General features: G+C 69.6%; 24 protein-coding genes and 1 other RNA gene. 9 read left to right on the forward strand and 16 right to left on the reverse strand.

Annotation, left to right across the window (positions count from 1 at the left end; translation table 11 throughout):
- Positions 1 to 6: 6 nt before the first annotated feature.
- On the forward strand, positions 7 to 633 hold the full coding sequence (locus ACN469_RS27370; protein WP_498772350.1) for a ribonuclease HI family protein: 627 nt from the start codon (positions 7 to 9) through the stop codon (positions 631 to 633).
- A 67-nt stretch (positions 634 to 700) separates the two neighbouring features.
- Positions 701 to 1,098: RNase P RNA component class A (rnpB, locus tag ACN469_RS27375), an RNA gene on the forward strand.
- A 52-nt stretch (positions 1,099 to 1,150) separates the two neighbouring features.
- On the opposite strand, the gene ACN469_RS27380 is transcribed toward rnpB, so the two are convergent.
- Together ACN469_RS27380 and ACN469_RS27385 are read right to left on the reverse strand one after the other, a co-directional pair.
- Entirely contained in the window at positions 1,151 to 2,305 is a 1,155-nt protein-coding gene (locus ACN469_RS27380; RefSeq protein WP_498772352.1) for a hypothetical protein, read from the reverse strand.
- Positions 2,306 to 2,321: 16 nt separating this feature from the next.
- Positions 2,322 to 2,876, reverse strand: a complete 555-nt coding sequence (locus tag ACN469_RS27385; protein WP_498772354.1) for a hypothetical protein — start codon at positions 2,874 to 2,876, stop codon at positions 2,322 to 2,324.
- A 69-nt stretch (positions 2,877 to 2,945) separates the two neighbouring features.
- On the opposite strand from ACN469_RS27385, the gene ftsY reads away from it, so the two are divergent.
- Positions 2,946 to 4,514 (forward strand): signal recognition particle-docking protein FtsY, encoded by a 1,569-nt coding sequence (ftsY, locus tag ACN469_RS27390; protein ID WP_498772356.1) that lies wholly within the window; start codon positions 2,946 to 2,948, stop codon positions 4,512 to 4,514.
- Positions 4,515 to 4,526: 12 nt separating this feature from the next.
- On the opposite strand, the gene ACN469_RS27395 is transcribed toward ftsY, so the two are convergent.
- A complete protein-coding gene (locus ACN469_RS27395) occupies positions 4,527 to 6,299 on the reverse strand; it encodes a M1 family aminopeptidase (protein WP_498772358.1) in 1,773 nt (590 codons plus the stop codon).
- A 52-nt stretch (positions 6,300 to 6,351) separates the two neighbouring features.
- Between ACN469_RS27395 and ACN469_RS27400 the strand changes: the two genes are divergently transcribed.
- Positions 6,352 to 6,951 (forward strand): hypothetical protein, encoded by a 600-nt coding sequence (locus tag ACN469_RS27400; protein ID WP_498772360.1) that lies wholly within the window; start codon positions 6,352 to 6,354, stop codon positions 6,949 to 6,951.
- A 62-nt stretch (positions 6,952 to 7,013) separates the two neighbouring features.
- On the opposite strand, the gene ACN469_RS27405 is transcribed toward ACN469_RS27400, so the two are convergent.
- Positions 7,014 to 8,105: a PEGA domain-containing protein gene (locus ACN469_RS27405; protein WP_498772362.1), complete on the reverse strand. Its 1,092-nt coding sequence runs from the start codon at positions 8,103 to 8,105 to the stop codon at positions 7,014 to 7,016.
- Positions 8,106 to 8,269: 164 nt separating this feature from the next.
- On the opposite strand from ACN469_RS27405, the gene ACN469_RS27410 reads away from it, so the two are divergent.
- Positions 8,270 to 8,719: a hypothetical protein gene (locus ACN469_RS27410; RefSeq protein ID WP_498772364.1), complete on the forward strand. Its 450-nt coding sequence runs from the start codon at positions 8,270 to 8,272 to the stop codon at positions 8,717 to 8,719.
- Between the two features lie 58 nt (positions 8,720 to 8,777).
- Here the strand turns inward: ACN469_RS27410 and ACN469_RS27415 are convergent, their stop codons facing one another.
- From ACN469_RS27415 to ftsE, 9 genes are all read right to left on the reverse strand, one after another.
- Positions 8,778 to 10,301 carry a cellulose synthase family protein gene (locus ACN469_RS27415; RefSeq protein WP_498772366.1) on the reverse strand — a complete coding sequence of 508 codons (1,524 nt, stop codon included), beginning with the start codon at positions 10,299 to 10,301 and terminating at the stop codon, positions 8,778 to 8,780.
- 327 nt (positions 10,302 to 10,628) lie between these two features.
- Positions 10,629 to 11,609 carry a D-alanine--D-alanine ligase gene (locus tag ACN469_RS27420; protein ID WP_498772368.1) on the reverse strand — a complete coding sequence of 327 codons (981 nt, stop codon included), beginning with the start codon at positions 11,607 to 11,609 and terminating at the stop codon, positions 10,629 to 10,631.
- Between the two features lie 216 nt (positions 11,610 to 11,825).
- Positions 11,826 to 12,122 (reverse strand): hypothetical protein, encoded by a 297-nt coding sequence (locus ACN469_RS27425; RefSeq protein ID WP_498772370.1) that lies wholly within the window; start codon positions 12,120 to 12,122, stop codon positions 11,826 to 11,828.
- A 2-nt stretch (positions 12,123 to 12,124) separates the two neighbouring features.
- Complete coding sequence (locus tag ACN469_RS27430; protein WP_498772372.1) at positions 12,125 to 14,008, reverse strand: PEGA domain-containing protein; 1,884 nt, start codon at positions 14,006 to 14,008, stop codon at positions 12,125 to 12,127.
- Between the two features lie 92 nt (positions 14,009 to 14,100).
- The gene (locus ACN469_RS27435) at positions 14,101 to 15,480 is read right to left on the reverse strand and encodes a S41 family peptidase (RefSeq protein ID WP_498772374.1); all 1,380 of its coding nucleotides are present in this window, start codon (positions 15,478 to 15,480) and stop codon (positions 14,101 to 14,103) included.
- Positions 15,481 to 15,537: 57 nt separating this feature from the next.
- On the reverse strand, positions 15,538 to 16,398 hold the full coding sequence (locus tag ACN469_RS27440; RefSeq protein ID WP_498772376.1) for an alpha/beta fold hydrolase: 861 nt from the start codon (positions 16,396 to 16,398) through the stop codon (positions 15,538 to 15,540).
- A 75-nt stretch (positions 16,399 to 16,473) separates the two neighbouring features.
- Positions 16,474 to 17,598, reverse strand: coding sequence for a murein hydrolase activator EnvC family protein (locus ACN469_RS27445; RefSeq protein ID WP_498772378.1), 1,125 nt, complete (start codon positions 17,596 to 17,598; stop codon positions 16,474 to 16,476).
- Entirely contained in the window at positions 17,595 to 18,497 is a 903-nt protein-coding gene (locus ACN469_RS27450) for a cell division protein FtsX (RefSeq protein WP_498772380.1), read from the reverse strand. The genes ACN469_RS27445 and ACN469_RS27450 overlap by 4 nt, the downstream gene beginning before the upstream one ends.
- Entirely contained in the window at positions 18,494 to 19,186 is a 693-nt protein-coding gene (gene ftsE / locus ACN469_RS27455; RefSeq protein WP_163865347.1) for a cell division ATP-binding protein FtsE, read from the reverse strand. Before ftsE ends, ACN469_RS27450 begins: the two co-directional genes overlap by 4 nt.
- Before the next feature lie 122 nt (positions 19,187 to 19,308).
- On the opposite strand from ftsE, the gene ACN469_RS27460 reads away from it, so the two are divergent.
- On the forward strand, positions 19,309 to 20,781 hold the full coding sequence (locus ACN469_RS27460) for an SLC13 family permease (protein ID WP_498772382.1): 1,473 nt from the start codon (positions 19,309 to 19,311) through the stop codon (positions 20,779 to 20,781).
- 63 nt (positions 20,782 to 20,844) lie between these two features.
- Here the strand turns inward: ACN469_RS27460 and ACN469_RS27465 are convergent, their stop codons facing one another.
- The gene (locus tag ACN469_RS27465; protein WP_498772384.1) at positions 20,845 to 21,408 is read right to left on the reverse strand and encodes a RomY N-terminal domain-containing regulatory protein; all 564 of its coding nucleotides are present in this window, start codon (positions 21,406 to 21,408) and stop codon (positions 20,845 to 20,847) included.
- A gap of 245 nt (positions 21,409 to 21,653) precedes the next feature.
- Between ACN469_RS27465 and carF the strand changes: the two genes are divergently transcribed.
- On the forward strand, positions 21,654 to 22,517 hold the full coding sequence (gene carF / locus ACN469_RS27470) for a plasmanylethanolamine desaturase (RefSeq protein WP_498772386.1): 864 nt from the start codon (positions 21,654 to 21,656) through the stop codon (positions 22,515 to 22,517).
- A 123-nt stretch (positions 22,518 to 22,640) separates the two neighbouring features.
- On the opposite strand, the gene murI is transcribed toward carF, so the two are convergent.
- Both murI and ACN469_RS27480 read right to left on the reverse strand, forming a co-directional pair.
- Positions 22,641 to 23,456: a glutamate racemase gene (murI, locus tag ACN469_RS27475; RefSeq protein WP_498772388.1), complete on the reverse strand. Its 816-nt coding sequence runs from the start codon at positions 23,454 to 23,456 to the stop codon at positions 22,641 to 22,643.
- Between the two features lie 113 nt (positions 23,457 to 23,569).
- Entirely contained in the window at positions 23,570 to 24,883 is a 1,314-nt protein-coding gene (locus ACN469_RS27480) for a hypothetical protein (protein WP_498772390.1), read from the reverse strand.
- Positions 24,884 to 25,052: 169 nt separating this feature from the next.
- Here ACN469_RS27480 and ACN469_RS27485 point away from each other — a divergent pair, with 169 nt between their 5' ends.
- Together ACN469_RS27485 and tolR are read left to right on the forward strand one after the other, a co-directional pair.
- Complete coding sequence (locus ACN469_RS27485; RefSeq protein ID WP_498772392.1) at positions 25,053 to 25,763, forward strand: MotA/TolQ/ExbB proton channel family protein; 711 nt, start codon at positions 25,053 to 25,055, stop codon at positions 25,761 to 25,763.
- A 12-nt stretch (positions 25,764 to 25,775) separates the two neighbouring features.
- Positions 25,776 to 26,249 carry a protein TolR gene (gene tolR, locus ACN469_RS27490; RefSeq protein WP_253994577.1) on the forward strand — a complete coding sequence of 158 codons (474 nt, stop codon included), beginning with the start codon at positions 25,776 to 25,778 and terminating at the stop codon, positions 26,247 to 26,249.
- Positions 26,250 to 26,252 lie beyond the last annotated feature (3 nt).

Here is a 26,252-nt window from a genome sequence, read left to right on the forward strand (position 1 = left end):
CCGCCGATGACCGCACCGTCTCTCGTCGACATCCTCCGCCACATCGCGCGTGAGGAGCCGCTCTCGTCGACGGTGCGCACCTTCCGCGGACTCACGCGGGAGCGATTGGGTCAGCTTCTCGACGAAGCCGCCACCCGTCTGGGCCCTCCCGCGAGGGCCGAGAACGGAGGGGCGGCGGCCTCGGCTCCCGCCTCCCAGGCGGTGGAGCCACGCCCCTCCTCCGAGCCCCTTCCTCGCGTGCGCGTCTATTCGGACGGCGCCGCGAGAGGAAACCCCGGCCCCGCGGGCGCGGGCGCGGTGGTGACGGACCCCGAGGGGCACGTGGTGGCGCGGCTCGGCCGCTTCCTCGGGACGCAGACGAACAACAGCGCCGAGTACCAGGGCCTGCTGTTGGGCCTGAAGCACGCGAAGGCGCTGGGCGCGCGCGAAGTGGACGTCTACGCCGACAGCGAGCTGCTCATCCGCCAGCTCGACGGGCTGTACCAGGTGAAGAGCATGACGCTCAGGCCCCTCTTCGAGGAGGCGCGGCGGCTCCTGGCACTCTTCTCCAAGGTGAAGCTCCACCACATCCCCCGCGCGAAGAACGCGGAAGCGGATGAGATGAGCAACCGGGCCATCGACGAGCGGATGTAGCGCTCCTCCCCTCGGACGTCCCCTGGAGTGGACCGCTGTCCCGAGGCTGTTGTAAGGGACAGGTGCCGGAGTGGTCCGGGTGAACGCCGGCCACCGCAGTCATGGGTGGCGGGAGGAAAGTCCGGGCTCCATAGGGCAAGGTGCTGGCTAACGGCCAGTCGAGGCGACTCGCAGGAAAGTGCCACAGAAAACAGACCGCCCGTTCCCGCGAGGGGGCGGGTAAGGGTGAAACGGTGCGGTAAGAGCGCACCGCGTCTGGGGTGACTCAGACGGCACGGTAAACCCCACCTGGAGCAAGAGCCAATAGGAGCGCGTCCCCGCTGTTTGGGGGACAGGGATTGCCCGTCCCATGCGTTCGGGTTGCTCGCTGATGAGGCCCCTGGGTAACCAGGGCCCTAGATGAATGTTCATCGCCCGTTCCGAAAGGGGCGGGGACAAAACTCGGCTTACAGGGCCACTCCGGCGCTTTTCTTCGTGAGCCCTCGTTGAACCTGGCGGACGGCTGTCGCTCGCCGCGCTACGCGGCCCGTGACGTGGCGGCCCGCTTCATGGGCGGCACGGGCTTCACCACGCCCTGGGTCATCGAGCCGAGGTGCCCCAACCACTGGCGCAGTTCGGCCTCGTACGGCTGGTACTCGAGGTAGACGTCGCCGAAGGCCCCCGCGTCCGGCGTGCTTCGCAGCCAGAGTCGCAGCACGGATTCGGCACGAAGCTCCGCCAGTCCGATGGTGCCTTCGGAGACCGCGCCGATGGAGGGAGGCTGCGGCACGACGTCCTCGTCGAGGCGTGTCCGGAGCGAGGCGAGCTCCTCCCTTACCCGCGCCAGCGCCTCGCCAGAAGAGGACGGCACACTGGGCGCCAGCTCCTCGAGTCGCCGGACGAGCTCCGGGAGGACCTGGGACGTGAAGACGTCCAGCGCCGGGGCACTCCATCCGGAGCGGTGAGTGCTCATTCGCAGACACGCGCTCAGACGCTCCAGTTCGTCCGAGGACTGGAGCGCGTCGGGCCGGGCGAGCCACGTCTCGTAGAACGCCCGGAGGAACCACGCCTGCTCGTGCCGGACGACCACGATGGACCTGTTCCAGTCCCACACGGGGCTCAGCCCCACCTGCCGCAGGTTCCAGGTCTTGAAGCCGAAGTCGGCCAGGAACCGCGACAGTTCGCTCCAGCGCGCTGTCGGTTCGGAGAGCGAGTCGACGTACTCACGACACCGTCGCATGTCGTCGGCCGTGGCCTCGGGGTCACTCGCCACCAGGAGGCAGGCCTTCTGCCGCGCGCCCTGAACGACTTCGACACGCAGCGCGACCAGCGCTCGTCGCTCCGCCTCGAACCGCTTCTCGGACTCCCGGCTCGCGAGCCACTCTCCCGCGAAGAAGAACAGGGCGGCCACCGCCGCGCACCCCACGGAGCCCGCAATCGGCAGGCCCCACGTGAGCGGGAGTCCTTCCAATCCCCGCCCCGAGAAGAAGTACCGCCAGCCCACCCAGAGCGCGAGCGGCACGGGCATGAGTGCCACGAGCAACGTCCCTCGCTGCAGGGCCGCGTGAAGCCGCGTCACCCGGTGGCGATGCGCCTCCCCACTGAAGCCCAGCGTGACGACGACACCGAACAGGAGGGCAATGCCCAGCGCCAGGCCGACCAGGACTCCCAACACCACCCAGACCGTGTCCATCTCGCCCCCGTGGACCTCAGCGCCCGACGGGGACCTGCGCGATGAGGATGCGGTCCCTTCCGTCGTTGCGCACCGCGTCCCGGTTGGTCAGCGGCAGTCGGGCATCCGTCTTCGGGTCCCACAGCCCCAGCCAGATGTTGAGGGCCTTCGGGTTGGCGTCGGCGGGGAGGTAGATGGAGAACTCGTCCTTCACCGTCTCGCCCGGCTTCCACTGTGACGTGGGCAACATTCCGCCGGCCGGCAGGTGGTCCAGGTTCATCCGCTCCATGCGCCCGCCCGCGTCCTCGACGTGGACGAAGATGAGGTAGTCCGCGTCCAGGGCCTCGAGCACCTTGAAGTAGACGGTGACCTGGGCGCGCTCTCCGGGCGTCATCCGGCCGGGCTGGACGGTGGCGGCCACCAGCTCCACCTTGCCACCCAGGTTGGCGCCGTTGCGCACGGACAGGGGCGGAATCTGGGTGACGGTGGAGGCGCGCCGCTGCTCGGGACTCGCTCCGCCCGGGGCCTCGACGATGCAGGCACTGCCTAGCAGGAGGACCGACAACATGACGGTGGGGAGCTCGAGGCGCATGGCAGGCCGTTTCTACTCGGCCACGGGCGCTGCATCCACCGGCGTGTTGGTGTATGCGGAGCGGCGCACATGAAGACCCCCCATGCCCTCGACGCCCTGACCGCTCAGGTGCCGCCCGCCCCCTCCCCCGCTCCGACTCCGGGCGGAGAGACCACCCAGCCGGGGACGGGCATCCCTCCGTCGGACGGACTCACCACGGGCGACGTGGTGGGCATTGGTGGCGCCGCCCTCTTCGCCTTGCTGATGGTGCTGGCGGCTCGGAAGCTCTTCTTCCGCAAGCGCGCTCCCGAGCCAGGTCGGAAGCCCGGCGTCCCCGTCCCGGAGCAGAGGCCCGCGCTGCCCGCGGAGCGTCCCGAGCTGCGCGTGGAGCTGCCGCCCTCCGAGAAGGAGGCCGCCCGGCTGCGCGAGGTGGACGAGGCCCATTCCCGCGCCCAGGAGCTGGCTCGTCAGCGCGAGGAGGCTGCCCGCGCGGCCAGGACCACCACCGACGCTGGCGAGCGCGCCCGGCTCGAGGAGCAGGTCCGGGTCCTCAAGGAGCGCGAGGAGGAGGAGAAGCGCGCCGAGTACCGCGCGAAGAAGGCCGCCGACGAGGAGGCCCGCGAGCGGCGCAAGCGAGAGCAGACCGAGGCCCAGCGGCTCATGGAGGACGAGCGCGCCCGGGAGGCCGCTGTCGTCGAGGAGGCCCGTCGCGCCGAGGAGGCCGCCGCCCGCGCCAAGGTGGACGCCGAGGCCGGCCGTACGCTGGCGCAGGGCCTGGACAAGACGCGGAGCCAGGGCTTCATGGCCCGTCTCAACGGGCTGTTCGGCCAGCAGCGGCAGGTGGACGAGTCCGTGCTCGTGGAGCTGGAGGAGATCCTCTTCACGGCGGACATCGGCGTGCGCACGGCCAGCGAGTTGGTGGAGCTGGCTCGCGAGAAGCTCAAGCGCAGCGAGCTGAGCGACTCGAACCGCATCAAGGACCTCATCCGCACGGAGGTCGCCCGCATCGTCGACCTGCCGGTGCCGCGCTCGCTAGAGGGCGGAGGCCCACCGCACGTCGTCATGGTGGTGGGCGTCAACGGCGCCGGGAAGACGACGACCATCGGCAAGCTGGCCGCGAAGCTCACGGGCGAGGGCAAGAAGGTCGTCCTGGCCGCGGGCGACACGTTCCGCGCCGCCGCCACCGAGCAGCTCGACGTATGGGCCGAGCGCGCGAAGGCGCAGCTGGTGAAGGGCACCGAGGGTGGAGACCCGGGCTCCGTCATCTTCGACGCCATCAAGAAGGCCCAGGCCGAGGGCGCCGACGTCGTCATCGCCGACACGGCGGGCCGGCTCCACACCAAGGCGCCGCTGATGGAGGAGCTGAAGAAGGTCAAGCGCGTCATGGACAAGGCCATGCCCGGCACCCCGCACGAGGTGCTGCTCGTGCTGGACTCCACCAACGGGCAGAACGCGATTCAGCAGGCCAAGCAGTTCCATGAGGCCGTGGGCATCACCGCGATTGCCCTGACGAAGCTGGACGGCACCGCCAAGGGCGGCGTCATCATCGGCATCTGCGACGAGCTGAAGCTGCCCGTGGTCTGGGTCGGCGTGGGCGAGAAGATCGCCGACCTGCGCCGCTTCGAGCCGCGCGAGTTCGTCCACGCCCTCTTCGACTGACTTCCCCTGCCCTCACTGTCCCAGCAGCGAGGGCAGAATCGACTCCAGCAACTCCTTGGCCTGCGGGTCCAGACTGTCCACGTCCAACCCACTGCCAGCCCCCAGCGTGCCCATCACCGAGTCCAGGCTGGGCAGGCCCAGGTCATCATCGCCACGGGCCTCGTTCCACCAGCGCACGCGCAGCTTCTCCAGCGCCTTCGCATTCCCAGGGCTCGCCTTGGCCAGCTCCTTGGTGAAGCACTCCTTGCACGTCCACTTGAAGCGATACGTGTCCACGTAGGAGCGCAGGCCCTGGAAGAACGCGGTGTCGCCCACCAGCTTGCGTGACGCGTGGTGCAGCAGCGGCGCCTTGCCGTACACCAGCGCCCCGTACTCCGTCTCGTTGTCGAACGCGCCAGTGGGACGGTCTGCTCGCGCGTCCTCGCCGCCCGCCAGCCGGTACATGTGGTACGGCGACACCAGCAGCTCGCGCCGGAGCGACTCCGCCGCCGGCTTGCCGTGCTTCCACTCGATGTAGAGGAGCGCGGCGTACTGGGCCAGCGACTCGTCCACCACGGGCGCGTGGATGGGGTCCGAGCCCACGAGGCCCGCGAAGTACTGGTGCGCCACCTCGTGCGCGACGGTGAACTCCAGCGTGCGCTCCAGCGAGGCACTCAGCTGTGAAAAGGGCGCGGAGCCCGTAGGCCCCAACATCTCCAGCACCTCCTTCAGCTGCTCCACGTCCACCTGGCCCGCCACCAGCTCGAACGGGTCCTCCACGCCGCGATACAGCATGCTCGACACGGTGATGAGGCCAGGGAACTCCATGCCGCCCGCCCCTCCGGACAGCGGCGCCTCCACCACCCGGAAGTGCGTGTACGGCAGCGGCCCCAGGCGCTTCTCGAACTCCGCCAGCGCCGACGAGGCGTACTTCAGCACGCGCTCGCCCACCTCCTTGTCCTTCGCCGTGTAGTGGCTCTCCACCGTGACGCCATTCACCGTGGCCGTGGACACCGCGTAGCCCTTGGACACGAGGATGGGGAAGTCGCGCACCGCGCCCGCGGCGAAGGCGAAGCGCACGCGGCCGTCGCGCTCGGGCACCTCGCCCATCGCCGCGCCCGTGGCATGCACCGCCCAACCGGAGGGGACGGTGATGGACGCCAGCACGTGGGCCGGCGCGTAGAGCGCCAGGTCGCCGAAGCCCTGCGGTCCCGCCCAGGGCTGGCCCTTGTCGTCCATCGGCGGCACCTGGGGTACGACGCCCACCAGGCTCATGAAGTCCTCCGTGGCGGAGAACGCCCCATGGTCGCCCTTGGGCCCCTGTCCTCCACCGCCGAGGAGCGTCCCCGTGGGCTTCTCTCCCCTCGGGACGACCGCACGGACCGCCACGTCCAGCACCGCCGCCGCGCCCGGAGGCACCGGCTCCGTCAGGCGATAGCGGTACAGCGTGGGCTCCGGCTGCTCCAGGATGATGGGCTGGCGCCCCAGCCGCGCGTCGGACAGCACCACCCGCTTGCCCCCCTGCGCATTGGGCGTCACCCGCAGGTACAGCTCCGTCAGGGGCTTCTCGCGGGCCAGCACCTCCACCTGCACCCGCCCCTTCGCCTCGCGGGCGACGGGGTCCACCTCCAGCTGGACCCGGTAGCGAGGCAGCTCCTCCAGGGGCCCCAGCGCCTTCGCCGCGCGCTCCCGCTCGGAGGGCTTCAGGTGCTGGAGGCTCAGCTGCACCTCTGGGGAGACATCACCTTGGGCGGGCTGCCCGAAGAGCACGCACCACGACAGCAGGCCAGGCAGGAGCGTCCGCATGCGCGCATGCTAATTGACCTGGGGCACCACGGCTCGTCTAGCCTTCGTGGGCATGCACTCTCGAACGCTTCTCCTGGTCGCCGCCCTCGGGTGGACGGCGTGTGCGCGGAACGTCCCCGCGCCCGCCGCCGCTTCCGTTTCCTCGACTCCCCGCGCCGTCCGCCTCGTGGCCGACACGCCGCCCCAGGAAACAGAGTCCTTCGACAAGGTGCGCGATGACGTGGAGGTCGACACGGACGAAGGCGAGCGCACCCCTCGCGTCGTCACCTTCGGAGAGACCGCCGTGCTGCGCAGGGACGGGCAGCGGGCCCGCCTCTACGGCGACGCCAAGGGCACGCTCGGCTTCAGCGTGGACAACTTCCTGCTGATGGAAGTGCTCGACGGCCAGGGCAAGAAGGTGATGCGACGCGCCGTCATGGGCTTCACCGAGAGCGTCCACATCGGCAACCAGCAGGTCGACAACCTGGGCCGCCGAGCCTTCAGCTTCGAGCCCGGCGAGATTGACGTCACCGAGCTGCTGCCGGAGTCCGCGCCCTTCAAGGTCCGCGTCACCGTCCTGGACTCCTGGGGCGTGGGCCGCGTGTCGGACGTCTACCTGGTGCTCAGCGCCCCGGGAGAGCGCGCCGCCGAGGATGACCTGCGCGGCGAGTGAGCCGGACGACAGGCCGCGCTCCTCCGCCGACATGGCACGGGCGCGGCCTGGAACACCGAAATCTAGAAGCGCAACCCGCCGACCGCGGGCGTCTTGAAGACCCCTGCTCCCGCGCCGCCCGAGCGCGGGCTGCTACCCGGCTTCATGACGAGGTCGCAGGGCCCCCCACACAACGTCTCCGTAGGTGCCTTCGTGATGGTGGGGTCCCGCGTCGCCATCACCGCGCCCACGGTACCGGCGGCGACCACCGCGCCCACGCCCGCCCAGACGTACCAACGGCCGTACCAGGGCTTGCTGGAGCTCTCCACCTCCGCATCCGGAGACTCGCTGTCGAACGACAGGGCCGGGTTCGGCTCGTCCGGAATCGACGTCGAGGGGTCCAGCACCGGCGGAGTGCGCGGCGTGTCCCCTCCGCGCGGCGTGTTGCTCGCCACGGCCGTGTCCACCACGGGCCGCATCCGCCCCGTCAGCTCGTAGGTCGTCCCGGCCAGCACGTTGATGTTGTGGACGTGGGGCTTGTAGCCCTCGGCGCGGAACTCGATTTCCCGCGAGCCTGGCTTGAGGAGGATGTCGCTCAGCGGCACCGTTCCCACCTCGACGTCGTCCACCAGCACCACGGTGCCGGCCACGTCCGCCAACGCTCGCGCGAAGCCCATGGTGGCCTGCAGCACCACCTTGACCTCCGCCGTCGAACCTTCCTTCACGTCCAGCCGCCGGGTGAACTCCTCGTACCCAGGCTTGCGGACCACCACCGCGTGCTCGCCCGGCGTCACCGACAGCGTCATGGGGGTCGGCGTGAGCACACCCGCGTCGCGACCATCCAGCGTCAGCCGCGCGCCTCGGACGGAGCCGGTGATGAACACCGCCAGCTCCGTCTTCACCGGGGCCAGGGGCGCCAGGAGGCTGTCGTCGGGAGGCGGCACGTTCTTCTTCTTGCCGCCCTTCGCCGTGGCCTTGGAGCGCGCGGGCTTCTTCGTCACCTTCTCCGCCGCCGCCTTCTTCTTCTTCACCACCTTCGTCTTGGCCGGCTTCGCCTTCGTCGACTTCGACGACGGCGTGAGAGGAGCCAGGAGGTCATCGGCCTGCGCGAGCGCGGAAGACGGGGCCGCGAGGACGGCCACCAGCGAAAAGAGGACGAGGCGTCGAATGCTCATGACGGACCGAAGGTTAGAGAGTCGTCCAAGGGGAATCAAACGAAGTCCCTCCCAACCGTCCATTCAGCCAATATCCGCGCCCCATGCATCGCGCCCTGCCCTCATTGGCCCTCGGCTTCAGCGTCCTCTGCCTCACAGCGTGCCCCACCAAGGCGCCGCCCACAGTGGAGACGCGCCCCCCACCCGCGCCTCCCGTCCGCGTCCCACCTGGATGCGAGAGCAGCCAGGCAGGCGAGTATCACCACGCCGACAATCCGGCCTTCCGCTACCACGGCGAGGATGATGGCGGGACGCTGTCGCTGACCGTCGTGCGGGCTCGCGCGGACAGCGACGCGGGCACGGAGCCTCCCGACTCCAGCACCGCGTCCATCGTCCTCGAGCGCACGCCCGGAGGCTTCGTGGGCGAGACGCGCGCCACGGGCTTCAGCGGCTCGGGAGCGCCCTGCCCCGTCTCGTTCCCCACGGAGCTGGAGGCGTGTGACGACGCGGGCCTCACGCTGCGCGCGGTGGCCAGCACGTCCATCGACGAAGGGTGCCGGCCTTCCCGCTCCGGCCCGCCTCCGGTGAGGCTGCGTCAGGTGCTGCTGAGAGACCCGCCGGACGCGGGCCTCTAGGTCCGAAGCGACTCCAGCCACCGCGCCCCGAAGCGAAGGGGCGCGGGGCGAGTCATCCTCAGGCGGCGCGGCGCGCCTGCTCCTCGGCGGGAGTCACCGCGGGGCTGGCGTCAGCGAGCTTCACGCGGCCGGCCAACCCCTGCAGCAGGCTGGAGATGCCGACGTAGAGGAAGCCCGCCTGGAACAGGATGATGAAGGGCAGCGACGTGTAGATGCGCGCGTCGATGGCGAACCACAGCGCCCCGGTGAAGTACGCCGCGAACAGCAGCTCCACCACCGGCATCAGCGTCTTGCTGCCGCGGTACGCCTTCTTCACCGCGATGACCTTCTTGCCCTCGGCGCCCGTCTTCGGCGTGCGGGCGAAGCCCGACTGCTGGTTGAGCAGCGCCTCCGCCACGGCCTTGGCGTTGTTGATGGCCAGGCCGATGCCCAGGCTCATCAGGAACGGCAGGTACTTCACCCGCTCCCAGCCCGTCACGCCCCGCTCACGCTGCGCGGCGACGTAGAAGAAGCACACGCTCGCCGTCGCGGAGACGAAGAAGGGCAGGTCCAGGAACAGCGTGCCGTAGAGGCCGTGCTGGAAGCGCACCACCATGCTGATGGGCATCAGCACCGACAACAGCACCATCAACAGATAAGCCATGTTGTTGGTGAGGTGGAAGAACGCCTCGCGCTTCACCGCCAGCGGCAGGTCGCTCTTGAGGATGGTGGGCAGCAGCTTCTTCGCCGTCTGGATGGAGCCCTTGGCCCAGCGGTGCTGCTGGCTCTTGAAGGCGTTCATGTCCACCGGCACTTCGGCCGGGGAGATGACCTCCGGGAGGAACACGAACTGCCAGCCCTTGAGCTGGGCGCGGTAGCTCAGGTCCAGGTCCTCGGTCAGCGTGTCGTGCTGCCAGCCACCCGCGTCGGCGATGGTGCCGCGACGCCAGATGCCCGCGGTGCCGTTGAAGTTGAAGAAGCAGCCGGAGCGGTTGCGCGCCGTGTGCTCGATGATGAAGTGGCCGTCCAGGAAGATGCTCTGGGCCTGCGTGAGGATGGAGAACTCACGGTTGAGGTGCCCCCAGCGCACCTGCACCATGCCCACCTTCGCGTCGGAGAAGAACGGCACCGTGCGCAACAGGAAGTCGGGGCTCGGCACGAAGTCCGCGTCGAACACGGCGACGAACTCGCCCCGCGCCACCTTCAGCCCATGCTCCAGCGCGCCCGCCTTGAAGCCCTCGCGGTTGACGCGGTGGATGTAGACGATGTCGTGGCCCTTCTGCCGGTGCCGCTCCACGCACGCCCGGGCGATGCCACACGTCTCGTCCGTCGAGTCGTCAAGAACCTGGATTTCCAGGAGGTCACGCGGATAGTCGATGCGGCACACCGACTCCACCAGGCGCTCCACCACGTACATCTCGTTGAAGATGGGGAGCTGGATGGTGACGCGTGGAAGCTCCTTCAAAGGGCTCTTGGGCGTCGGCAGCTTGAACTTGTGCCGGTAATACAGGAACGCCATTCGGTACCGGTGCGAGCCGTAGACTGCCAGCACGCACAGGACGCTGAAATAGACGCCCAGGAAGATGATCTCGACGGTGGTCATCAGTGACGCTCAGCCCCTCCCGCGCAGCCCCCGTGGCCCGCGGTCCTTCCTTGCGTGGCGGCATCGGAATCCCGTCTCACGCCGACCGCCGCCTGCTGGGTCCGCTGAGCCCCCGTCCCGTATGTGCCCGAAAAGACAAGGCTTTAACCATCCAGGACTGATCGGCGCCGGACAATAGGGATGCGTCAAGGGCGTGTCAAATTATTCCCGGACTTTGAACGTTCCGTTCAGGTCTCAGGTGACACCACGCGTCACTGGTATTTCGAGGAGATCCAAGAGGTTGGCGCCGGGGCTGAGGCGGCGCCAGGGCTCGGACTACCCGGGAGGTCAGCTCACCGCGCGGCGAGGTTCGGCGACGGTGGGAGCGGGGGCGACAACAGGCGCGTCCATGACACCCGCCTCGTCGCGGGTCGCCAGCGAGAGGATGCGGTCGACGAGCTCCGGGAAGTCCACGCCCGCATGGGCGGCAATCTTGGACAGGAGGCTGGTGGGGGTGAAGCCGGGCAGCGTGTTGACCTCCAGCACCACGTCGTTGTCGGTGTCGGAGCACAAGAGGTCCACGCGGCCGTAGCCCCGGCAGCCCAGGGCGCGGTACGCCGCGAGCGCCAGCGCCTCCACGTTGGCCACGCGCGTGGCGGACAGGCGGGGCGGGAGGAAGTAGCGCGAGCCGCCCTTGTACTTGGCGTCGAAGTCGAAGCCCTCGCGCGGGGTGGCCACCTCGCAGCTGCCCAGCACCTTGTCGCCCACGATTCCCACCGTCACCTCGCGGCCGGGGACGAAGCGCTCCACCAGCGCCTCGCCGCCGAAGCGGCACGCCTCGGCCACCGCCGCGACGAGCGACTCCGGCTCGTGGACGATGGACAGGCCCACCGACGAGCCCCCGCACGCGGGCTTCACGATGCAGGGGAAGCCCAGGTCGCCGTGCAGCCCCAGGGCGCGTCCGGCGTCGTCACGGCCCACGCGGTACCCCTGGGGCGTGGACAGGTTGTGCAGACGGAAGAGCTTCTTGGCCATGGGCTTGTTCATCGCCAGCGCCGAGGCCAGCACGCCCGAGCCCGTGTACGGCAGCTCCAGCAGCTCCAGGAGGCCCTGCACCCGGCCGTCCTCGCCCATGCGCCCGTGCAGCGCGATGAAGGCCACGTCCAGCTCCGCGGCGCGCAGCGCCCGGTCCAGCCCTGGCCCCGCGAAGACCCGGGTGACCTGATGGCCACGGGACTCCAGCGCGGCGACCACGGCCTCTCCCGTCTTGAGCGAAATCTCCCGCTCCTCGCCCCACCCGCCCATCAGCACTCCGACGCGCTTGCCCATGTCGATGAAACCTCCTTGGGCCCACGACAGAGCACGGCGGATGCCAACCCCTCCCGGGAGGGCAGCTCCCCGGCTTCGCCCCGACAGTCCCCGTGGGAACGCGGGTTTGCATCGGCGGGAGGGCGGCCGGGCGGGCGTGTCCCCGAGGACACGGCGTGGCAACCGGACCACGCGAAGCGAGGGGCTGTAGGAACTACCGCCCCTCGCCGGTGGGGACTACGGCCGGCCCGCGTCCACGGGGCCCGCGTCCACGGGGCCCGCGTCCACCGGACCCGAATCCACGGGCCCAGGCCCGGGGACGCCCGCGTCGGTACCTGAATCCGGGCGGCCCGCGTCAGGGACGGCGGAGTCATCACGGATGCAACTGCCGTCCTCGCAGGCAAAGCCCGTGAGGCACTGGTTGCGTTCGTCGCACGGCTGGCCCTCCTCGTCGAAGTCGACGAGGAGGCTGCACGCGGACAGGCCCAGGGACAGGGCCGCGAGGGGGATGAGGAAACGAAGGGGACGGCGCATGGCTAGTAATTCCGGAGATCGTCTTCGTCGATGGACGGCCGCTTCTTCTTCTCGTCTTCCTCGCGCTTGCGCTTCTCCTCTTCGTCGCGCTTGCGCTTGGCCTCCGCCTCCGCTTCGTCCTTCTTGGTGCGCTCCTCCAGCTCGCGACGCTGGCGCTCCACTTCATCCCGCTTGCGCTGCTCCTCTTCGCGCTGGGCGGCCTCTTCAGCCTTCGAGCGGCGCGTGTCCTGGGTGCGCGTCGTGGGCGGAGGGGCCGGCTCGGTCGCCGGAGGTGGCGTCTTCGCGGCGGGGGCGGCGGGCGTCGTCTTCGCGGCGGGGGCGGCGGGCGTCGTCTTCGCCGGGGGCGGCGGAGGCGGCATGGGCAGGGACTCGCCCACGGGCCTGGTGCCCTTGGGAGGCGGCGGCATGCTCAGCGAGTCGCTCTTGCCGTCGCTCTTCGCCGGCGGCGGCGTGGCCCGCGACTTCTTCGGCGTGGGCGTGGGAGCGGGCTTGGAGTCGCCACCACCACCGCCACCACCGGAGAAGGCGAAGTAGCCGCCCAGGCCCGCGGCGACCGCGCCGGTGAGCAGGCCGATGTCCGCGACGAGCGCGTACGTCTTGCCCGTGTCCTTGAAGTCCTGGGCCCGGGGGCTCGTCTGGGGCGCGCGGCGGAAGTCATCCTCCTTCGAGGACGCCTCCATGCCGAAATAGATGCCGCCCGCGAGCAGCGCCACGCCGGTGGCCATCAGCACGTAGCCCATCGTCTTGCGGTTGGCGCCAGCGCCGCCCGAGAAGTGCGTCACCGGCTTGTTGCCGGCGAGCCGGGCCGTGTCCGCGCCTACCAGGGAGGACAAGAGCGCGTCGGAGCCGGTGGCCATGGCCTCACCCGCGGGCACCGCGCCCACGGAGTAGCCCAGGTTGTGCCCGTCCGTGACGTCGAGCCGGAGGCCCGTCACCTGGAGCGGCGCGGTGCCCGTGCCACCGCGCACCAGCAGCGCCAGCACCTGGGACACGCCCGCGAGCGCACCCAGCTCTCGCAGGGCCACGTCCCGCTCCGCCCCTTCCGGCTTGCGGACGACGCGGTCGGTGATGGCCTGCAGCGCGCGCATGGACGCAGCGGGGGCCAGCGTGAGCTTCGTGTCACTCTCTCGCGCCCGGCGCTGCTCCACCTCGAAGCCCGGCGCCATCACCGTCACGAAGTGGTCCGCGGGCGTCAGCCCCTTGAGTTCCACCGGAGAGACGCCCCGGAACTGGCCGTCCACGTACACCTGCGCGGGCACGGGCTCGGTGCTCACCGACAGCGTCCCCGTGGAGCCGGCCAGCGCCGCCTTGCGCTCCTTGTCCACGAAGGCCATGTCGTCCGGCGGGAAGAAGTTGGGCGAGAACTGGGCGCGGGGGTCCACCGCCAGCACCGCGCGAATCTCCAGCTGCGCCGCCGTGCCCTCGCCGTTGGCCACCTGCGAGGCCGCCTTCATCACCCGGGCGCGGCTCAGGTCGCCGAAGTTGCGCGACAAGTCGCTCGCCTCGAACGCGCGCGCCGCCCTGTCGAACTGCTGCAGCGCCTTCTGCGTGTCCAGCTCGTCGTACGCCGTCTGGCCTTCCTTCATGGCCGCGGCACCCTCGGCGGCCTTCGCCTCTCGCGCCGCCTTGCCCTGCGCGTCCAGCGCGTCCGTCAGCCTCACCAGCTCCAGTCGGCCGGAGCGCGCCACCGACTGCTCGGCCCAGTACGCCAGCCGCGCCGCCTCCGTTCGTGATGTCGCATCCAGCGAGATGGCCACCACCGTCACGGAGGACGGTGAGGCGGTGGGTACTGCTCGGGGAGTCAGTCGGAGGGGGAGGCTCGACTGCGCGGCGGCGGGGCCCACGGCCAGCATGCCCACCAACCACCCGCTGAGGGCCGCGTGCATCGCGCGTTTGCTCGAAGGTCGCATCACTCGTTCACCTTTGTCCGCCCGCCATCAAACGGAGGTCTCGCCGAAAAGCAAGGGGGAAGGAGTCCTCAACGACCCTCGGCGCGAGCCGGAGAGCGCCCCGGAGCAGCGGAGAGGCCGTTGAGGTACTCGAGTGAGACCTTGAGCGGATAGTCCTTGAGCGACGCGGTCGCCTCCCACGGCGCCAGGTTCTCCGGCAGGCCCCGAGGCGCGGGCGACGGCGACTCGGAAGCCGCGGTGGACTCGGCGCGGAAGTGGCGCTGGAGGTCCTTCTCGCGCGGCGTCTCGCGGCCCGGCTTGCCACCGGGTTCGTCCGGCACGACGTAGTCGGGAGTGATTCCCCGCTCCTGGATGCTGCGGCCCTTGGGCGTGTAGTAGCGGGCGATGGTCAGCTTCAAACCGGAGCCGTCCTCCAGCTCGATGACCGTCTGCACACTGCCCTTGCCGAACGTCTGCGTGCCCAGGACGGTGGCGCGGCCATGGTCCTGGAGCGCGCCGGCCACGATTTCGGACGCGGACGCGCTGCCCGCGTTGACCAGCACGACGACGGGGTAGTTCTTCTCCGTGTCGCGGTCCTTGCTGCGCTCCTCGGTGGAGTTGCGGCCGTCGCGGCCCCGCGTGGAGACGATGGGCAGGTTGCCCGGCAGGAAGCGGTCGCTCACCGCCACCGCCTGGTCCAAGAGGCCGCCCGGGTTGTTGCGCAAATCCAGCACCAGGCCGCGCAGCTCCTTGCCGCCGTTGAGGCCGCGCAGCCTGTCGAGCTCCTTGCGCAGGTACTGGTCCGTGCGCTCCTGGAAGTTCTTCACCTTGATGTGGCCGAAGCCGCCGTACAGCTCGCTCTCCACGGAGACGATGCGGATGTGGTCGCGGATGATGGCGATTTCGCGAGGGGCGCTGAAGCCCTGCCGCAGGATGCTCAGGAGCACGCGTCCACCGGCGGGGCCTCGCATCTTCTGCATGGCGCGCCCCACGTCCATGCCGCGCGTGCTCTCTCCGTCGATGCCCACCAGCTCGTCGCCCGCCTTGATGCCCGCGCGCGCCGCCGGCGTGTCGTCGATGGGCGCCACGACGACGATGCGGTCATTCTTGCGCGCGATTTCGATGCCCAGCCCACCCCACTCGCCCGAGGTGTCGATCTTCATCTCGCGGAAGACATCTGGCGGCATGAAGACGGTGTGCGGGTCCAACGTGTCGAGCATCCCCTGGATGGCGCCGTAGACGAGCCGCTCCTGGTCCGGCGCCTCCACGTAGTTGTTCTCCACGTAGGACAACACGCGCGCGAACGTCTCCAGCTGGCGGTAGGTGGCGTCGTCCTTCTCCGCCCGCGTGGCGCGCGCGCTGTTGGAGACTGGAGCGGGCACACCCTTCTTCTCATCGGCGGCCGATGGCCCGGACAGGAGGAGCAGCGCGACCAGCGCCGCGCGCCATGGCTGGTGGAGACCCGTCACGTCGGTACGTCCTTTCGCGGTGAGGCTCGAAGGGGCGTCCCAGTCTATACCCGGCCCTCAGAGGCTCGACGCATCCGCGAAGCGCACCAGGTGCGACACCAGCTCGTCCGGACGCTCCATCTGCGGCACGTGCCCGAAGCCCTCCACCACCCTCACCTGCGCGTGCGCGGGCAGGTGGGCGCGGAACCAGTCCAGCGAGCGCGTCGGCAACAACCGCTCGCTACCGCCCCACAGGAAGAGCACCGGCATGGACAGCTTGCGCACCGCCTCCGGCTCCAGGCTGAGCCGGGAGGCCATCGCCTCGGCGGTGAGGGCCTTCACGGTGGGTGTGTCGTAGAAGCGGCGCAGCTCGGTCGCCAGCAGCAGCGCCGGCAGCGGCGCCTGGTGGAACAGCCGCCGGGTGAAGGCGCGAGCCTCCGCGGGCGTGCCCACCTTGAAGGAGTTGAGCAGCGCGGTGCTCTCCTCCACCGGCAGCTCCGCGCCCGCGGGCGCCACCAGCACCAGCGCGCGCACCCACTGCGGATACTCCGACGCGAGGCTCACCGCCATCGCCCCGCCCAGCGAGTTGCCGACGACGAAGGCCGGCTCCTTCACCTCCTGCTCCACGAAGGCGCGCAGCACCTCGAACTGGTTGCGCACGCAGACCTGGCCGCCGCAGTACTCGGTGGAAAATCCGTGTCCCGGCAGGTCCGGCGCGACGACGCGTGAGAAGCGCTTCGCCAGGCCGAAGAACGTGCGCCCGAAGCCGTTGGCCGAACCGCCCAGCCCGTGCACCAGCACCACCGGCGGCCCCTTCCCCTGCCCCTTCAGCGAGTAGAAGTGCACCGACTGCCCGCCGACATCGACTGTCGAGGACTGGACACCTCGCGCCACCAGGACGCGCCGTACCGCCTTCTGCATTCCGCCCATGAGGTCCATGCGCTCGCCTGCTCCTCTCGTACCGGGAGTCCGTGACTCAGGATAACAAGCCCCGCACCACTTCGCCGCAACGCGTCATTGCATGGGAGCCAGCCAGGGAGCCGGGTCGACGGCCTGCCCGGCCTTTCGGACCTCGAAGTAGAGGTACGAGCCCTTGAGCGAGCCCGTGTCTCCCACCTCGCCCACCAGTTCGCCCGAGGCCACGGCGGCGCCCAGCTCCAGGGCGATGGAGGACAGGTGGGCCATGAGCGTGTGGTAGCCGTCGCCGTGGTCGACGATGAGCAGGTTGCCGTAGCCCCGCAGCGAGCCCGCGTAGACGACGGTGCCGTCGGCCACGGCGACCACGGGCGTCCCCGAGGCGGCGCGGATGTCGAGCCCCTTCTGCACGGTGACGGTGTTGAAGCGCGGGTTGACCACCTTGCCGAAGGCCACCTCGATGATGCCGCGCGTGGGCTGGGGCAGCTTGCCGCGCAGGGCGCCGAAGCCGTGCGTGGCGGGGACCTCCTTCAGGTCGCGCACCACCAGGGACAGCTCCGCGTCCGCCTGCTCCAGCTCCTTCACCGCGCGACGGGCCAGCTCCGCCTCGCCCGCGAGCGAGCCCACCACCTCCTCGAGCGCCTCGTGCTGCGCGCGCGCAAGCCGCTCCTGCTCCTGGAGGAAGGTAACCCGCGCGGCCAGCGAGGCCTGGAGCCGCTTCAGCTCGAGCGTGGACTGGCGCTGCAGGTGGGCCACGCGCTGCACGCCGCGCAAGAGGTCCAGGTCGCCGGACATGCTCGCCTCCAAGGCGCGCGCCCGCCACACCAGCGCGGAGAAGTCCTCCGCGGACAGGAGCACCTCCAGCGGCCGGCGACGCATGACGCGGTAGAGCGTGCGCAGGCGGGGGGACAGGCGACGAAGCTGCACGCGCAGCGCCTCGCGCAGCAGCACCTCTTCGCGCTCGGCCAGGATGACGCGCTTGCGGAACACCGCGAGGTCCGCATCCAGGGCCCGCACGCGACGCCGGGAGAAGGCGACCATCTCCTCCATCAACTCCAGGCCTTCGAGCACCGTGAGCTTCTTCGATTCGACCAGCGCCAGCGTCGCGCGCTGCGCGGCGAGCTTCTCGCGCAGCTCGGACTGCTCGGCCTCCTCCAGCTTCTGCGCGTGCGCGGGGAGGCTTGCCAGCACCAGCGCCAGGGCGAGGACGAAGGACCGGCTCATACGCGCAGGAAACGCCCCACCGCGACGAAGCTGCCGCCCAACCCCAGGCCGCACCCCGCGCCCACCAGCTCCATCACCAATCGCGGCTCCACCCACGGCGCCGCCACACCCGGACCCAGGAGGAACGCGAACAGCGAGCCCAGCGTGGGTCCCACCAGCCGACCGAAGGCCCACAGCCCGAGCAGCGCCACGCCCGCGCCGAGCAGCCCTTGAAGCAGCCCCTCCAGCAGGAATGGCGCCTTGACGAAGCGGTCCGTGGCGCCGACCAGCTTCTGGATTTCAATCTCCTCGCGCCGCGAATAGATGGCGAGCTGGAGCGTGGCCGCGACGATGACCACGGTGGCGCTCAGCACGACGACGAAGGCCACCAGCGAGCCGAAGCGCAGGGCCCGGGCGATGGCCGTCAGCCGCTCCACGGCCTGCTCTCCGTAGTCCACGCCGGACACTCCGGGCAGCGCGCGCAGCTCCTTCGCCAGGGCCTGGAGCGCCTCGGGCGTGCGCTGCTCCGGAGGAACGCGCAGCTCCAGCGCCGCGGGCAACGGGTTCTCCGGCAGCTCCGACAGGGCCTCGCCCAAGTCCCCCAGCTCGGTGCGAAGGCGCGCGAGCGCGGCATCCGGAGGAACCAGCGTCACCTGGCCCTTGCTGAGCTCCTCGACGCGAGCGCGCACGCCGTGCGCCTCGTCCTGTCCCAGCTCCGGCGCCAGATACACCGTGACTTCGACTTCGCCGCCCAGCGACGCGAGCAGGTTGTCCAGCACCCGCGCGCTGCCCCGCGCGAGCCCCGCGGAGAAGAGGGCAATCGCGATGGTCGTCACCGCGATGAAGTGCACGAAGGGCGAGTGCTTGAGCCCCACCGCCGCCGAGCGCCAGAAGTACCGCGTCTTCGCCAGCGCGCTCATACCACCATCCGTCGCGCCGCCTTGACGCCGTCCTCGTCGGAGACAATCTGCCCGCGCTCCAACCGCACCGTGCGCTTCTGGTAGCGCGCCAGCAGCGTGGCGTCGTGCGTGGCCACCACCACCGTGGTGCCTCGGATGTTCACCTGGGTGAGCAGGTCCATGATTTCGACGGTGAGCGCCGGGTCCAGGTTGCCGGTGGGCTCGTCCGCCAGGAGGATGGTCGGGTCATTCACGAGCGCGCGCGCGATGACCACGCGCTGCTGCTCTCCACCCGACAGGCGCAGGGGGAACGAGTTCGCCTTGTGCTCCAGGCCCACCAGCTTCAGCATCCGCCGCACCTTGTCGCGAGCCGCCGCGCGCGGCACGCCCAGCACGTCCAGCGTGAAGGACACGTTGTCCTCCACCGTCCGGTGCGGCAGCAGCTTGAAGTCCTGGAACACGACGCCGATGTTGCGGCGCAGGTAGGGCACGGCGGACTCGCGGATGCGGGCGATGTTGCGGCCCCCCACCAGAATCTGCCCCTTGGTGGCCTTCTCCGCGCAGAAGATGAGCTTGAGCAGCGTCGTCTTCCCCGCGCCGGAAGGGCCCGTGAGGAACACGAACTCGCCCTTCTCCACACTGAGGTTGATGTCCGAGAGCACCGGCGGATCACCGGGATACGCCTTGTAGACGTGGAAGAATTGAATCATGGCGCGGCGCGGGAGAGCGCCAACCTACCACGGCCGGGCGCATGCGACCCACGCACGCCGGGAAGGATGCCGGGCTTTCCACTCCCACCCTCGGCGACACCTGTGCGACGGTGCCGCGCCATATGAGCGAGCAGGCCGCGCGGCGTGCGACGACGGGACAGTGGGTGGGACGCATCGCCGGACCCGTGGCCGCCGCCCTTATCTACGGGATTCCCTCGGGTCTGCACACCCTGCCGGGCCTGGACCACCGCCCCGCCGCCGCGGCCGCCGTCGCCGCGTGGATGGCCCTCTGGTGGTTCACCGAGGCCGTCCCCATGGCGTGGACGGCCGTGCTCCCCGTGGCGCTCTTCCCGCTCCTGGGCGTCTTCGACACGGACAACGTCGCCGTCGCCGTGGGCCGCGCCACCCTGCCCTTCCTGGACCCCTACATCTTCCTCTTCATGGGCGGCATGGCCCTGGGCGCGGGCATGGAGCAGTGGGGACTGCACCGGAGAATCGCCCTGCTCATCATGCGCGCCGTCGGCACCGGGCCGGAGCGGCTGCTGTTCGGCATGCTCGCGGCCACCGCCGCCGTGTCGCTCTGGATTTCCAACACCGCCACCGCGGTGATGATGGTGCCCATCGGCATGGCGCTGCTCGTCCAGCTCCGCACCGCCGAGGGACGGCCCCTGGAGCACTTCGGCGCGGCGCTCATGCTGGCCGTCGCGTACGGCTCCAACATCGGCGGCATCGGCACCAAGATTGGCAGCCCCACCAACTCCGTCTTCGCGGGCGTGGTGTCGCGCCGGCTGGGCACCGACGTGGGCTTCGTCGAGTACATGGTGGCCGCCCTCCCCTTCGTCCTCATCTTCCTGCCACTGACGTGGGCAGTGCTGTGGCGCTGGGCGCGGCGCGACAAGATGGGGCCCGGCCAGGGCGGGGACGTCATCGCCCGCGAGCTGGCCCAGCTCGGCCCCCTCTCCCGGGGCGAGCGCACGGTGGGCCTCGTCTTCTTCGTGGCCGCGATGCTGTGGATTTTCGGCGACCCGCTGCGCGAGGTGCTCGCCGGGCCGGTGGCCCGCGCCTTCAATGGCTTCAAGCTGGGGGGCAAGCACTACGAGGCCACGGTGGCGATACTCGGCGCCGTGACGCTGCTGGTGCTGGGGCGCCTGTCCGTGGCGGCCCTGCGGCGCGTGCCCTGGGACACGCTGCTCCTCCTGGGCGGAGGCTTCGCGCTGGCGGCGGGCATCGAAGCCAGTGGCCTGGCCTCCTGGATGACCTCGCGCCTGTCCGGCCTGGAGTCACTGCCAGTCCTGGTGCAGCACGGCATCGTCGCCAGCGCCACCATCCTGCTGTCGGCCATCGCCTCCAACACGGCCACGACGAACGTCATGCTCAACGTGCTACCGGCCTCGCGGCCCTTGCTGGCGGTGAGCACCTTCGCGGCCTCGTGCGACTTCGCGCTGCCCGCGGGCACGCCGCCCAACGCCATCGTCTTCGGAAGTGGCGTGGTGCGCCTGCCGGTGATGATGCGCGTGGGAGTGCTGCTGGACCTGCTCGCCGCGGCGGTGCTCACGGTGTACGGAGCAACCTGGGTGGCGTGGGTGCTGCCCTAGTCGGGAAGCGTCGACTTCCCGACACCGCGCTCCCGGGGCGACGTGCCACCAGGGAGCCGCGGGCTACTGGTCGCCTTCTCCGGCGAGGTAGCTGAGGATGACCTCGTCGAGGCTCTTCTCGGAGATGAGGTCCTCTCCGAACAGCGTCTCGACGCCAACCTCGTTGATCTTCGGCTTCTCCTTCAGGGCGCGAGCGGCGGCGACCTCGGGGGGGAGCGCGGGAGGAAGGGGCGCGACGGGAGCGACGACCACCGGCTTGGGCGCTACCGGCTGATGGCCGGGCTGCATCTTCGCGTGGGCCTGTTCGGCCTCCGAGGCAAGCTGGCCGGGCTGATAGTGCCGGACCGTCGACTCGAAGTTGTCGTACACGTTGTTGATGAGATTGCGCAGCATCTCCTTGTGCTGCTCTTCCATCAACTCGCGGACCACTTCCGCCAGACTCTCCGCGTTGAGGATGTCCGAGTAGGACGTCTTCTTGGACGCGAGGATGTTACCGCCCACGAACAGGTGGGTGATGATGTGGGGATTGTTGACGCCCGAGTCCTCGGTCTGGACGTGGTAAACCTTCCCCTTGTGCTTGATGTTGTGGTTGAAGCCGGTGACGGCCTTCTCGAAGGTTTTCGTCATTGCCGAGTGGGCGGACCGTACCAGCCGCTTCCCCACGACACAAGGTAAGCGTCAACCCCGCATGTCGCGCCCTGGCTGGCTGGCCCCCAGACGCGCGCAATTCTTGCGGTCCACGCCCGTCTGCCGTGCAGCCCACCCTTCGTGCGGGAACGCGACCTCCGTCCGTTGAAAAGCCGAAAGCGGCTGGGGTACGTACAGGGCATGCGGTGCGGTGTTGAGCGGCGCCAACGTCCAGGACTCCACGGATGAAGAAGACGAACGAGATCAAGAACAAGGTTCGCCTCCAGGACGCCCAGGTCCTGGCCGAAGGCTACTCACCCGCCATCCGTGCCATGGAGATTGGCGCCATCGTCAGCTTCATCGCGCTGGAGCTGTTCCTGGTGTACCGGCTCTACAACAACCCGCACGGCGGCCCGTGGCTGCTCCTGAGCGCGGTGCTGCTGGGCTACCTGGCCGCGGACTTCGTCTCCGGCTTCGTCCACTGGATGGGCGACACGTGGGGCTCCACGGAGATGCCGATTCTGGGCAAGGCGCTCATCCGCCCCTTCCGCGAGCACCACGTCGACGAGAAGGCCATCACCCGCCACGACTTCGTGGAGACCAACGGCAACAACTGCCTCATCTCCCTGCCCGTGGCCGTGGCCGCCGTGAGCATGCCGCTCACCAGCTCCGGCTGGGTGTTCTGCGCCAGCTTCCTGGGCGCGATGATCTTCTGGGTGATGGCGACCAACCAGTTCCACAAGTGGTCGCACATGGACTCGCCGCCGGCCATCATCGGCTTCCTGCAGCGCGTGCACCTCATCCTGCCGCCGGCGCACCACCGCATCCACCACACCGCGCCCTTCAACAAGTACTACTGCATCACCGTGGGCTGGCTGAACTGGCCGCTCAACGTGGTGCACTTCTTCCCGCTGGCGGAGCGCCTGGTGACGTTCGTCACCGGCCTCGTCCCCCGCGAGGACGACATCGGTGACGAGGCCGCCCGCGCGCTCGTCGAGGCCCAGGTCGCCGCCGAGGCTCCCGTCGTCCAGGCCGCCAAGGAGCTGCTCACCAAGGCCACCACGCCGGAAGAGGCTCCGCCCGTCACCGTCACCACCCGCCCGTCCTGAGCGGGCTGTCACGGGCGACGAACGCCCGTGGCACCGTGACTCGAGCGCGGTCCAGGCATGCAGCGCGCTGGACCGTCGATGAGGGATTGAGGCCCGCGAACCGCGCGAGCGCCCCCCTCCGGCTCAGAACTTCAGGTCCACCTGCTCGGCGGAATCGATGGGGCGGCCGAGGAACCTCGCCCCCACTTCCATGAAGCGCTCGGGCACGTCCGTCACGTAGTACGCGTGGGACGGGGCGCTCATCCCGGCCGGGGCCAGCAGCTCCTCGCGAGCCAGCAGCGCCGCCACCGCCAGCGCGGTGGCCTCCGCCGAGTCCACCAGCGCGACGTCGGGCCCCACCACCTCCGCGATGACGCCCTTGAGCAGCGGGTAGTGGGTGCAGCCCAGGACGAGCGTGTCCACGCCGTCCCGCGCGAACTCCCCCAGGTACTCACGCGCCGTCAGCAGCGGCACGTCGCCCGTCGTCCAACCCTCCTCCGCCAGCGGCACGAAGAGCGGGCAGGCGCGCGCCTTCACCTTCACATTGGGATTCGCGGCCTCCAGCGCCCGCTGATAGGCCCCCGAACGGATGGTTCCAGGCGTGCCGATGACACCCACGCCACCGCCCCGCGTGCGCGCCAGGGCCGCCTGGGCTCCAGGCTGGATGACGCCCACCACCGGCACCGGCAGCGCCGCTTCGAGGGCCGGCAGGGCCGCGGCGGAGGCCGTGTTGCACGCCACCACCAGCAGCTTGATGCCGCGCTCCAGCAGGAACTCCGCGTTCTTCAGCGAGTAGCGCGTCACCACCTCGCTGGACTTGGTGCCGTAGGGCACCCGCGCCGTGTCCCCCAGGTACACCGTGCTCTCGTGGGGGAGGTGCGCCATGAGTGACTTGAGGACCGTGAGCCCTCCGACACCCGAATCGAATACGCCAATGGGACTGTGGCTGCCTTGCCGCATGCCCGGTGTCCCTATCACGTTTGATGCCAACGCCATGGGCACCCCGCAACGCGAAGAGGGCCGAGGCACGTGGCCCCGACCCTCTCCTTCACTCCACGAGCGAGCGGGCTCGACTACGGCCTCGGGAACATCGACACCAGCGCCGCGCTGCCCGGCCCCGGGAACACGTGGCCGGAGACGTTGATGAACACGCTGTCGTCCACGTTGAAGTACTCCGTGCCGTTGCCAGCCTTCGCGTACATCTCCACCTCGTAGCGGCCCGGGCGGAGGAACTCGTAGACCACCGGCGCGTCGTTGCAGCCGTGCCGGTCACCGACGATGCCGTACACCAACTGCCCGGTGAAGGCGTCGCGGAAGTTGATGGCCACCTCGGTGATGCCCGCCTGCGAGCAGCTCAGCGCGGAGCCACCGGCGCGCAGCTCCCACTTGATGGACGCCCCGCCAATCACCCACATCGAGGCCAGCACGTTCTTCGTCTCGCCGGACTGAAGGGAGAACTGCCCGCTGTAATAATACCAGGGACGGTTCTGCCCATCGACGGCCACCAGCTGCAGGTCATGGTTGCCGGCGTTCAGCGTGGGCGTGGTGACGCTGGCGCCCGAGCTTCCCTCCGAGCAGCTGAAGCGGACCCAGTCGCCCCCGTTGATGCGCGCCTCCACGTGCGTCACTCCGGCCTGCCCGCAGCCCAGCGTGCTCGAGCCCTCCACGAACTCCCAGCGGATGGCGGCGCCGCTGCTCGAGGAGCGCAGGGTGGCCGTGTAGGACGTCGGCTCGCCGTAGCGGGTGGAGAACCGGCCGCTGTGGGCGTACATCGTGCGCTGCTGCGAGTCGAGGGCGACCAGCTCCAGGCTGTGCTCACCCGGGTCCAGGTACGGCGTCTTCACGCTGTTGCCACCATGCCCCGCCGTGCAGTCGAAGCGCGCCCACTGCCCACCATCCACCCGGGCATCCACGAAGGCGACGCCCGCCTGGTTGCAGTTCGGGTTGCCGCTGCTGGAGTTCGCCGGAAACAGCCAGTTCACGTACGCGAAGGACGGCGGAGCTCCCAACGGCGCGAGGTCGATGTTCACCGTCACGTCGCCATCCACGCGGAAGGTGCCGGTCGCCTCGTACAGCACCTCGTTGGTGTAGCTGATGGCCTCCAGGTTGAAGCTGTAGATGCCCGGCGCGAAGTCGTGGAGGACGATGCCGTCGAAGCCGTTGGCCTGGCACGCGTATTGGCCGTCGTTGGCCAGTCGCTCGCCGGGAATCGTGATGTTGACGCCCTTGATGTCGCGGTCCTCGTCGCAGCGCAGCCCGCCGAAGGTCCAGCGGAACGTCGCGTCGCCCGGGTAGATGGGCTCGTCATAGCCGTCGTCGCCGTGGATGACGCAGCCGGTGGAGACCGCCGCCAGGCAAAGGAGAGCAACCAGCAGTCGGGAGTTCATGGGGGCAACCTGTCCGTGGGGTGTTGAGGTGTTCGGCCCGTTTCAGTCACCTCTGACGACCACCTCCGGGAATTATTCATCCGTACGGCCAAGCAACTTCAAGCAGGCAACCAGCCCCCGCCCTGGTTTGTTTGACCCAGTTGTAGCGGAGTGTTACGCGCTCCACCCCATGACGCCCCACCTGCCCCTGGCGCTTGGCGCCATGAACTACGTGGAGATCATCCGCGACGCCTCCTTCATCGAGCTGGCCGTCCTGCTGCTCCTGATGGGTGTCTCCGTGACTTCCTGGGCCCTCATCGCCATGAAGGCCACCCAGCTCTCCAAGGCTCGCGCACAGTCTCTCACCTTCCTCGACACCTTCTGGAAGGCGTCCCGGCTGGAGGCCATCTACCAGACGGCCCAGAAGCTCGACGCCTCGCCCCTGTCCAAGGTCTTCTGCGCCGGCTACGAGGAGCTGTCCAAGCTGGCCCAGGCCAAGGAAGGCGGCGCCGAGGGCGCCATGGCGGAGCGGCTGGGCGGAATCGAGAACGTGGAGCGCGCGCTGATGCGGGCCTCCACGTCGCAAATCACGGAGCTGGAGGCGCGCGTGTCGTTCCTGGGCACCGTGGGCGCGGCGTCGCCCTTCGTGGGCCTGTTCGGCACCGTCATCGGCATCCTGAGCGCCTTCAATCAAATCGCCGAGCAGGGCAACGCCACGCTGGCCACGGTGGCCGCGCCGGTGGGCAACGCGCTGTTCGCCACGGCGGCGGGCTTGTTCGCCGCGATTCCGGCCGTGGTCGCCTACAACTCGTTCGTCAGCCGCATCAAGGTGTTCGACACGGAGATGTCGAACTTCTCCGCGGACTTCCTCAACATCATCAAGCGTCACTTCTTCCGCTAGGCGGTCGCGACCATGGGAATGGGCGGAGGCAATCGCGGCGGTGGCCGCACCACGATGAGCGAGATCAACGTCACGCCCATGGTGGACGTGATGCTGGTGCTGCTCATCATCTTCATGGTGACCGCGCCCCTCATCCAGCAGGGCGTGAAGGTGAACCTGCCGGAGACCAAGGCCGCGCCCGTGGAGGCCACGGAGAAGAAGGTGGTCCTCTCCATCGACGCGGGCAAGAAGGTCTACATCGGCGACGCCGAGGTGCCCATGGAGGAGCTGGAGGCGAAGCTCGCCGCCAACGCCAAGGTGCAGGCCGATAAAGAAGTGTTCCTCCACGCGGACAGGGACGTGCCCTACGGCACCGTCGTGGAGGTCATGGCGGCAGCGCAGCGCGCGGGCATCAACAATGTGGGGATGATCACGGACCCTTCCACGGGGGCCAAGACGTCCAACACTTCGTCGACCTCGAAGAAGCCGAAGGAGGCGAAGCGCTAGCCC

Source organism: Corallococcus terminator (assembly GCF_049194865.1).
Taxonomy (GTDB): Bacteria; Myxococcota; Myxococcia; order Myxococcales; family Myxococcaceae; genus Myxococcus; species Myxococcus terminator_A.

Bases quoted from the DNA above. Each gene is read 5' to 3' on its own strand.
- ACN469_RS27370 (WP_498772350.1), top strand. From the start codon at position 7: ATGACCGCACCGTCTCTCGTCGACATCCTCCGCCACATCGCGCGTGAG.
- ACN469_RS27380 (WP_498772352.1), bottom strand. From the start codon at position 2,305: ATGGACACGGTCTGGGTGGTGTTGGGAGTCCTGGTCGGCCTGGCGCTG.
- ACN469_RS27385 (WP_498772354.1), bottom strand. From the start codon at position 2,876: ATGCGCCTCGAGCTCCCCACCGTCATGTTGTCGGTCCTCCTGCTAGGC.
- ftsY (WP_498772356.1), top strand. From the start codon at position 2,946: ATGAAGACCCCCCATGCCCTCGACGCCCTGACCGCTCAGGTGCCGCCC.
- ACN469_RS27395 (WP_498772358.1), bottom strand. From the start codon at position 6,299: ATGCGGACGCTCCTGCCTGGCCTGCTGTCGTGGTGCGTGCTCTTCGGG.
- ACN469_RS27400 (WP_498772360.1), top strand. From the start codon at position 6,352: ATGCACTCTCGAACGCTTCTCCTGGTCGCCGCCCTCGGGTGGACGGCG.
- ACN469_RS27405 (WP_498772362.1), bottom strand. From the start codon at position 8,105: ATGAGCATTCGACGCCTCGTCCTCTTTTCGCTGGTGGCCGTCCTCGCG.
- ACN469_RS27415 (WP_498772366.1), bottom strand. From the start codon at position 10,301: ATGACCACCGTCGAGATCATCTTCCTGGGCGTCTATTTCAGCGTCCTG.
- ACN469_RS27420 (WP_498772368.1), bottom strand. From the start codon at position 11,609: ATGGGCAAGCGCGTCGGAGTGCTGATGGGCGGGTGGGGCGAGGAGCGG.
- ACN469_RS27425 (WP_498772370.1), bottom strand. From the start codon at position 12,122: ATGCGCCGTCCCCTTCGTTTCCTCATCCCCCTCGCGGCCCTGTCCCTG.
- ACN469_RS27430 (WP_498772372.1), bottom strand. From the start codon at position 14,008: ATGCACGCGGCCCTCAGCGGGTGGTTGGTGGGCATGCTGGCCGTGGGC.
- ACN469_RS27440 (WP_498772376.1), bottom strand. From the start codon at position 16,398: ATGGACCTCATGGGCGGAATGCAGAAGGCGGTACGGCGCGTCCTGGTG.
- ACN469_RS27445 (WP_498772378.1), bottom strand. From the start codon at position 17,598: ATGAGCCGGTCCTTCGTCCTCGCCCTGGCGCTGGTGCTGGCAAGCCTC.
- ACN469_RS27450 (WP_498772380.1), bottom strand. From the start codon at position 18,497: ATGAGCGCGCTGGCGAAGACGCGGTACTTCTGGCGCTCGGCGGCGGTG.
- ftsE (WP_163865347.1), bottom strand. From the start codon at position 19,186: ATGATTCAATTCTTCCACGTCTACAAGGCGTATCCCGGTGATCCGCCG.
- ACN469_RS27460 (WP_498772382.1), top strand. From the start codon at position 19,309: ATGAGCGAGCAGGCCGCGCGGCGTGCGACGACGGGACAGTGGGTGGGA.
- ACN469_RS27465 (WP_498772384.1), bottom strand. From the start codon at position 21,408: ATGACGAAAACCTTCGAGAAGGCCGTCACCGGCTTCAACCACAACATC.
- carF (WP_498772386.1), top strand. From the start codon at position 21,654: ATGAAGAAGACGAACGAGATCAAGAACAAGGTTCGCCTCCAGGACGCC.
- murI (WP_498772388.1), bottom strand. From the start codon at position 23,456: ATGCGGCAAGGCAGCCACAGTCCCATTGGCGTATTCGATTCGGGTGTC.
- ACN469_RS27480 (WP_498772390.1), bottom strand. From the start codon at position 24,883: ATGAACTCCCGACTGCTGGTTGCTCTCCTTTGCCTGGCGGCGGTCTCC.
- ACN469_RS27485 (WP_498772392.1), top strand. From the start codon at position 25,053: ATGACGCCCCACCTGCCCCTGGCGCTTGGCGCCATGAACTACGTGGAG.
- tolR (WP_253994577.1), top strand. From the start codon at position 25,776: ATGGGAATGGGCGGAGGCAATCGCGGCGGTGGCCGCACCACGATGAGC.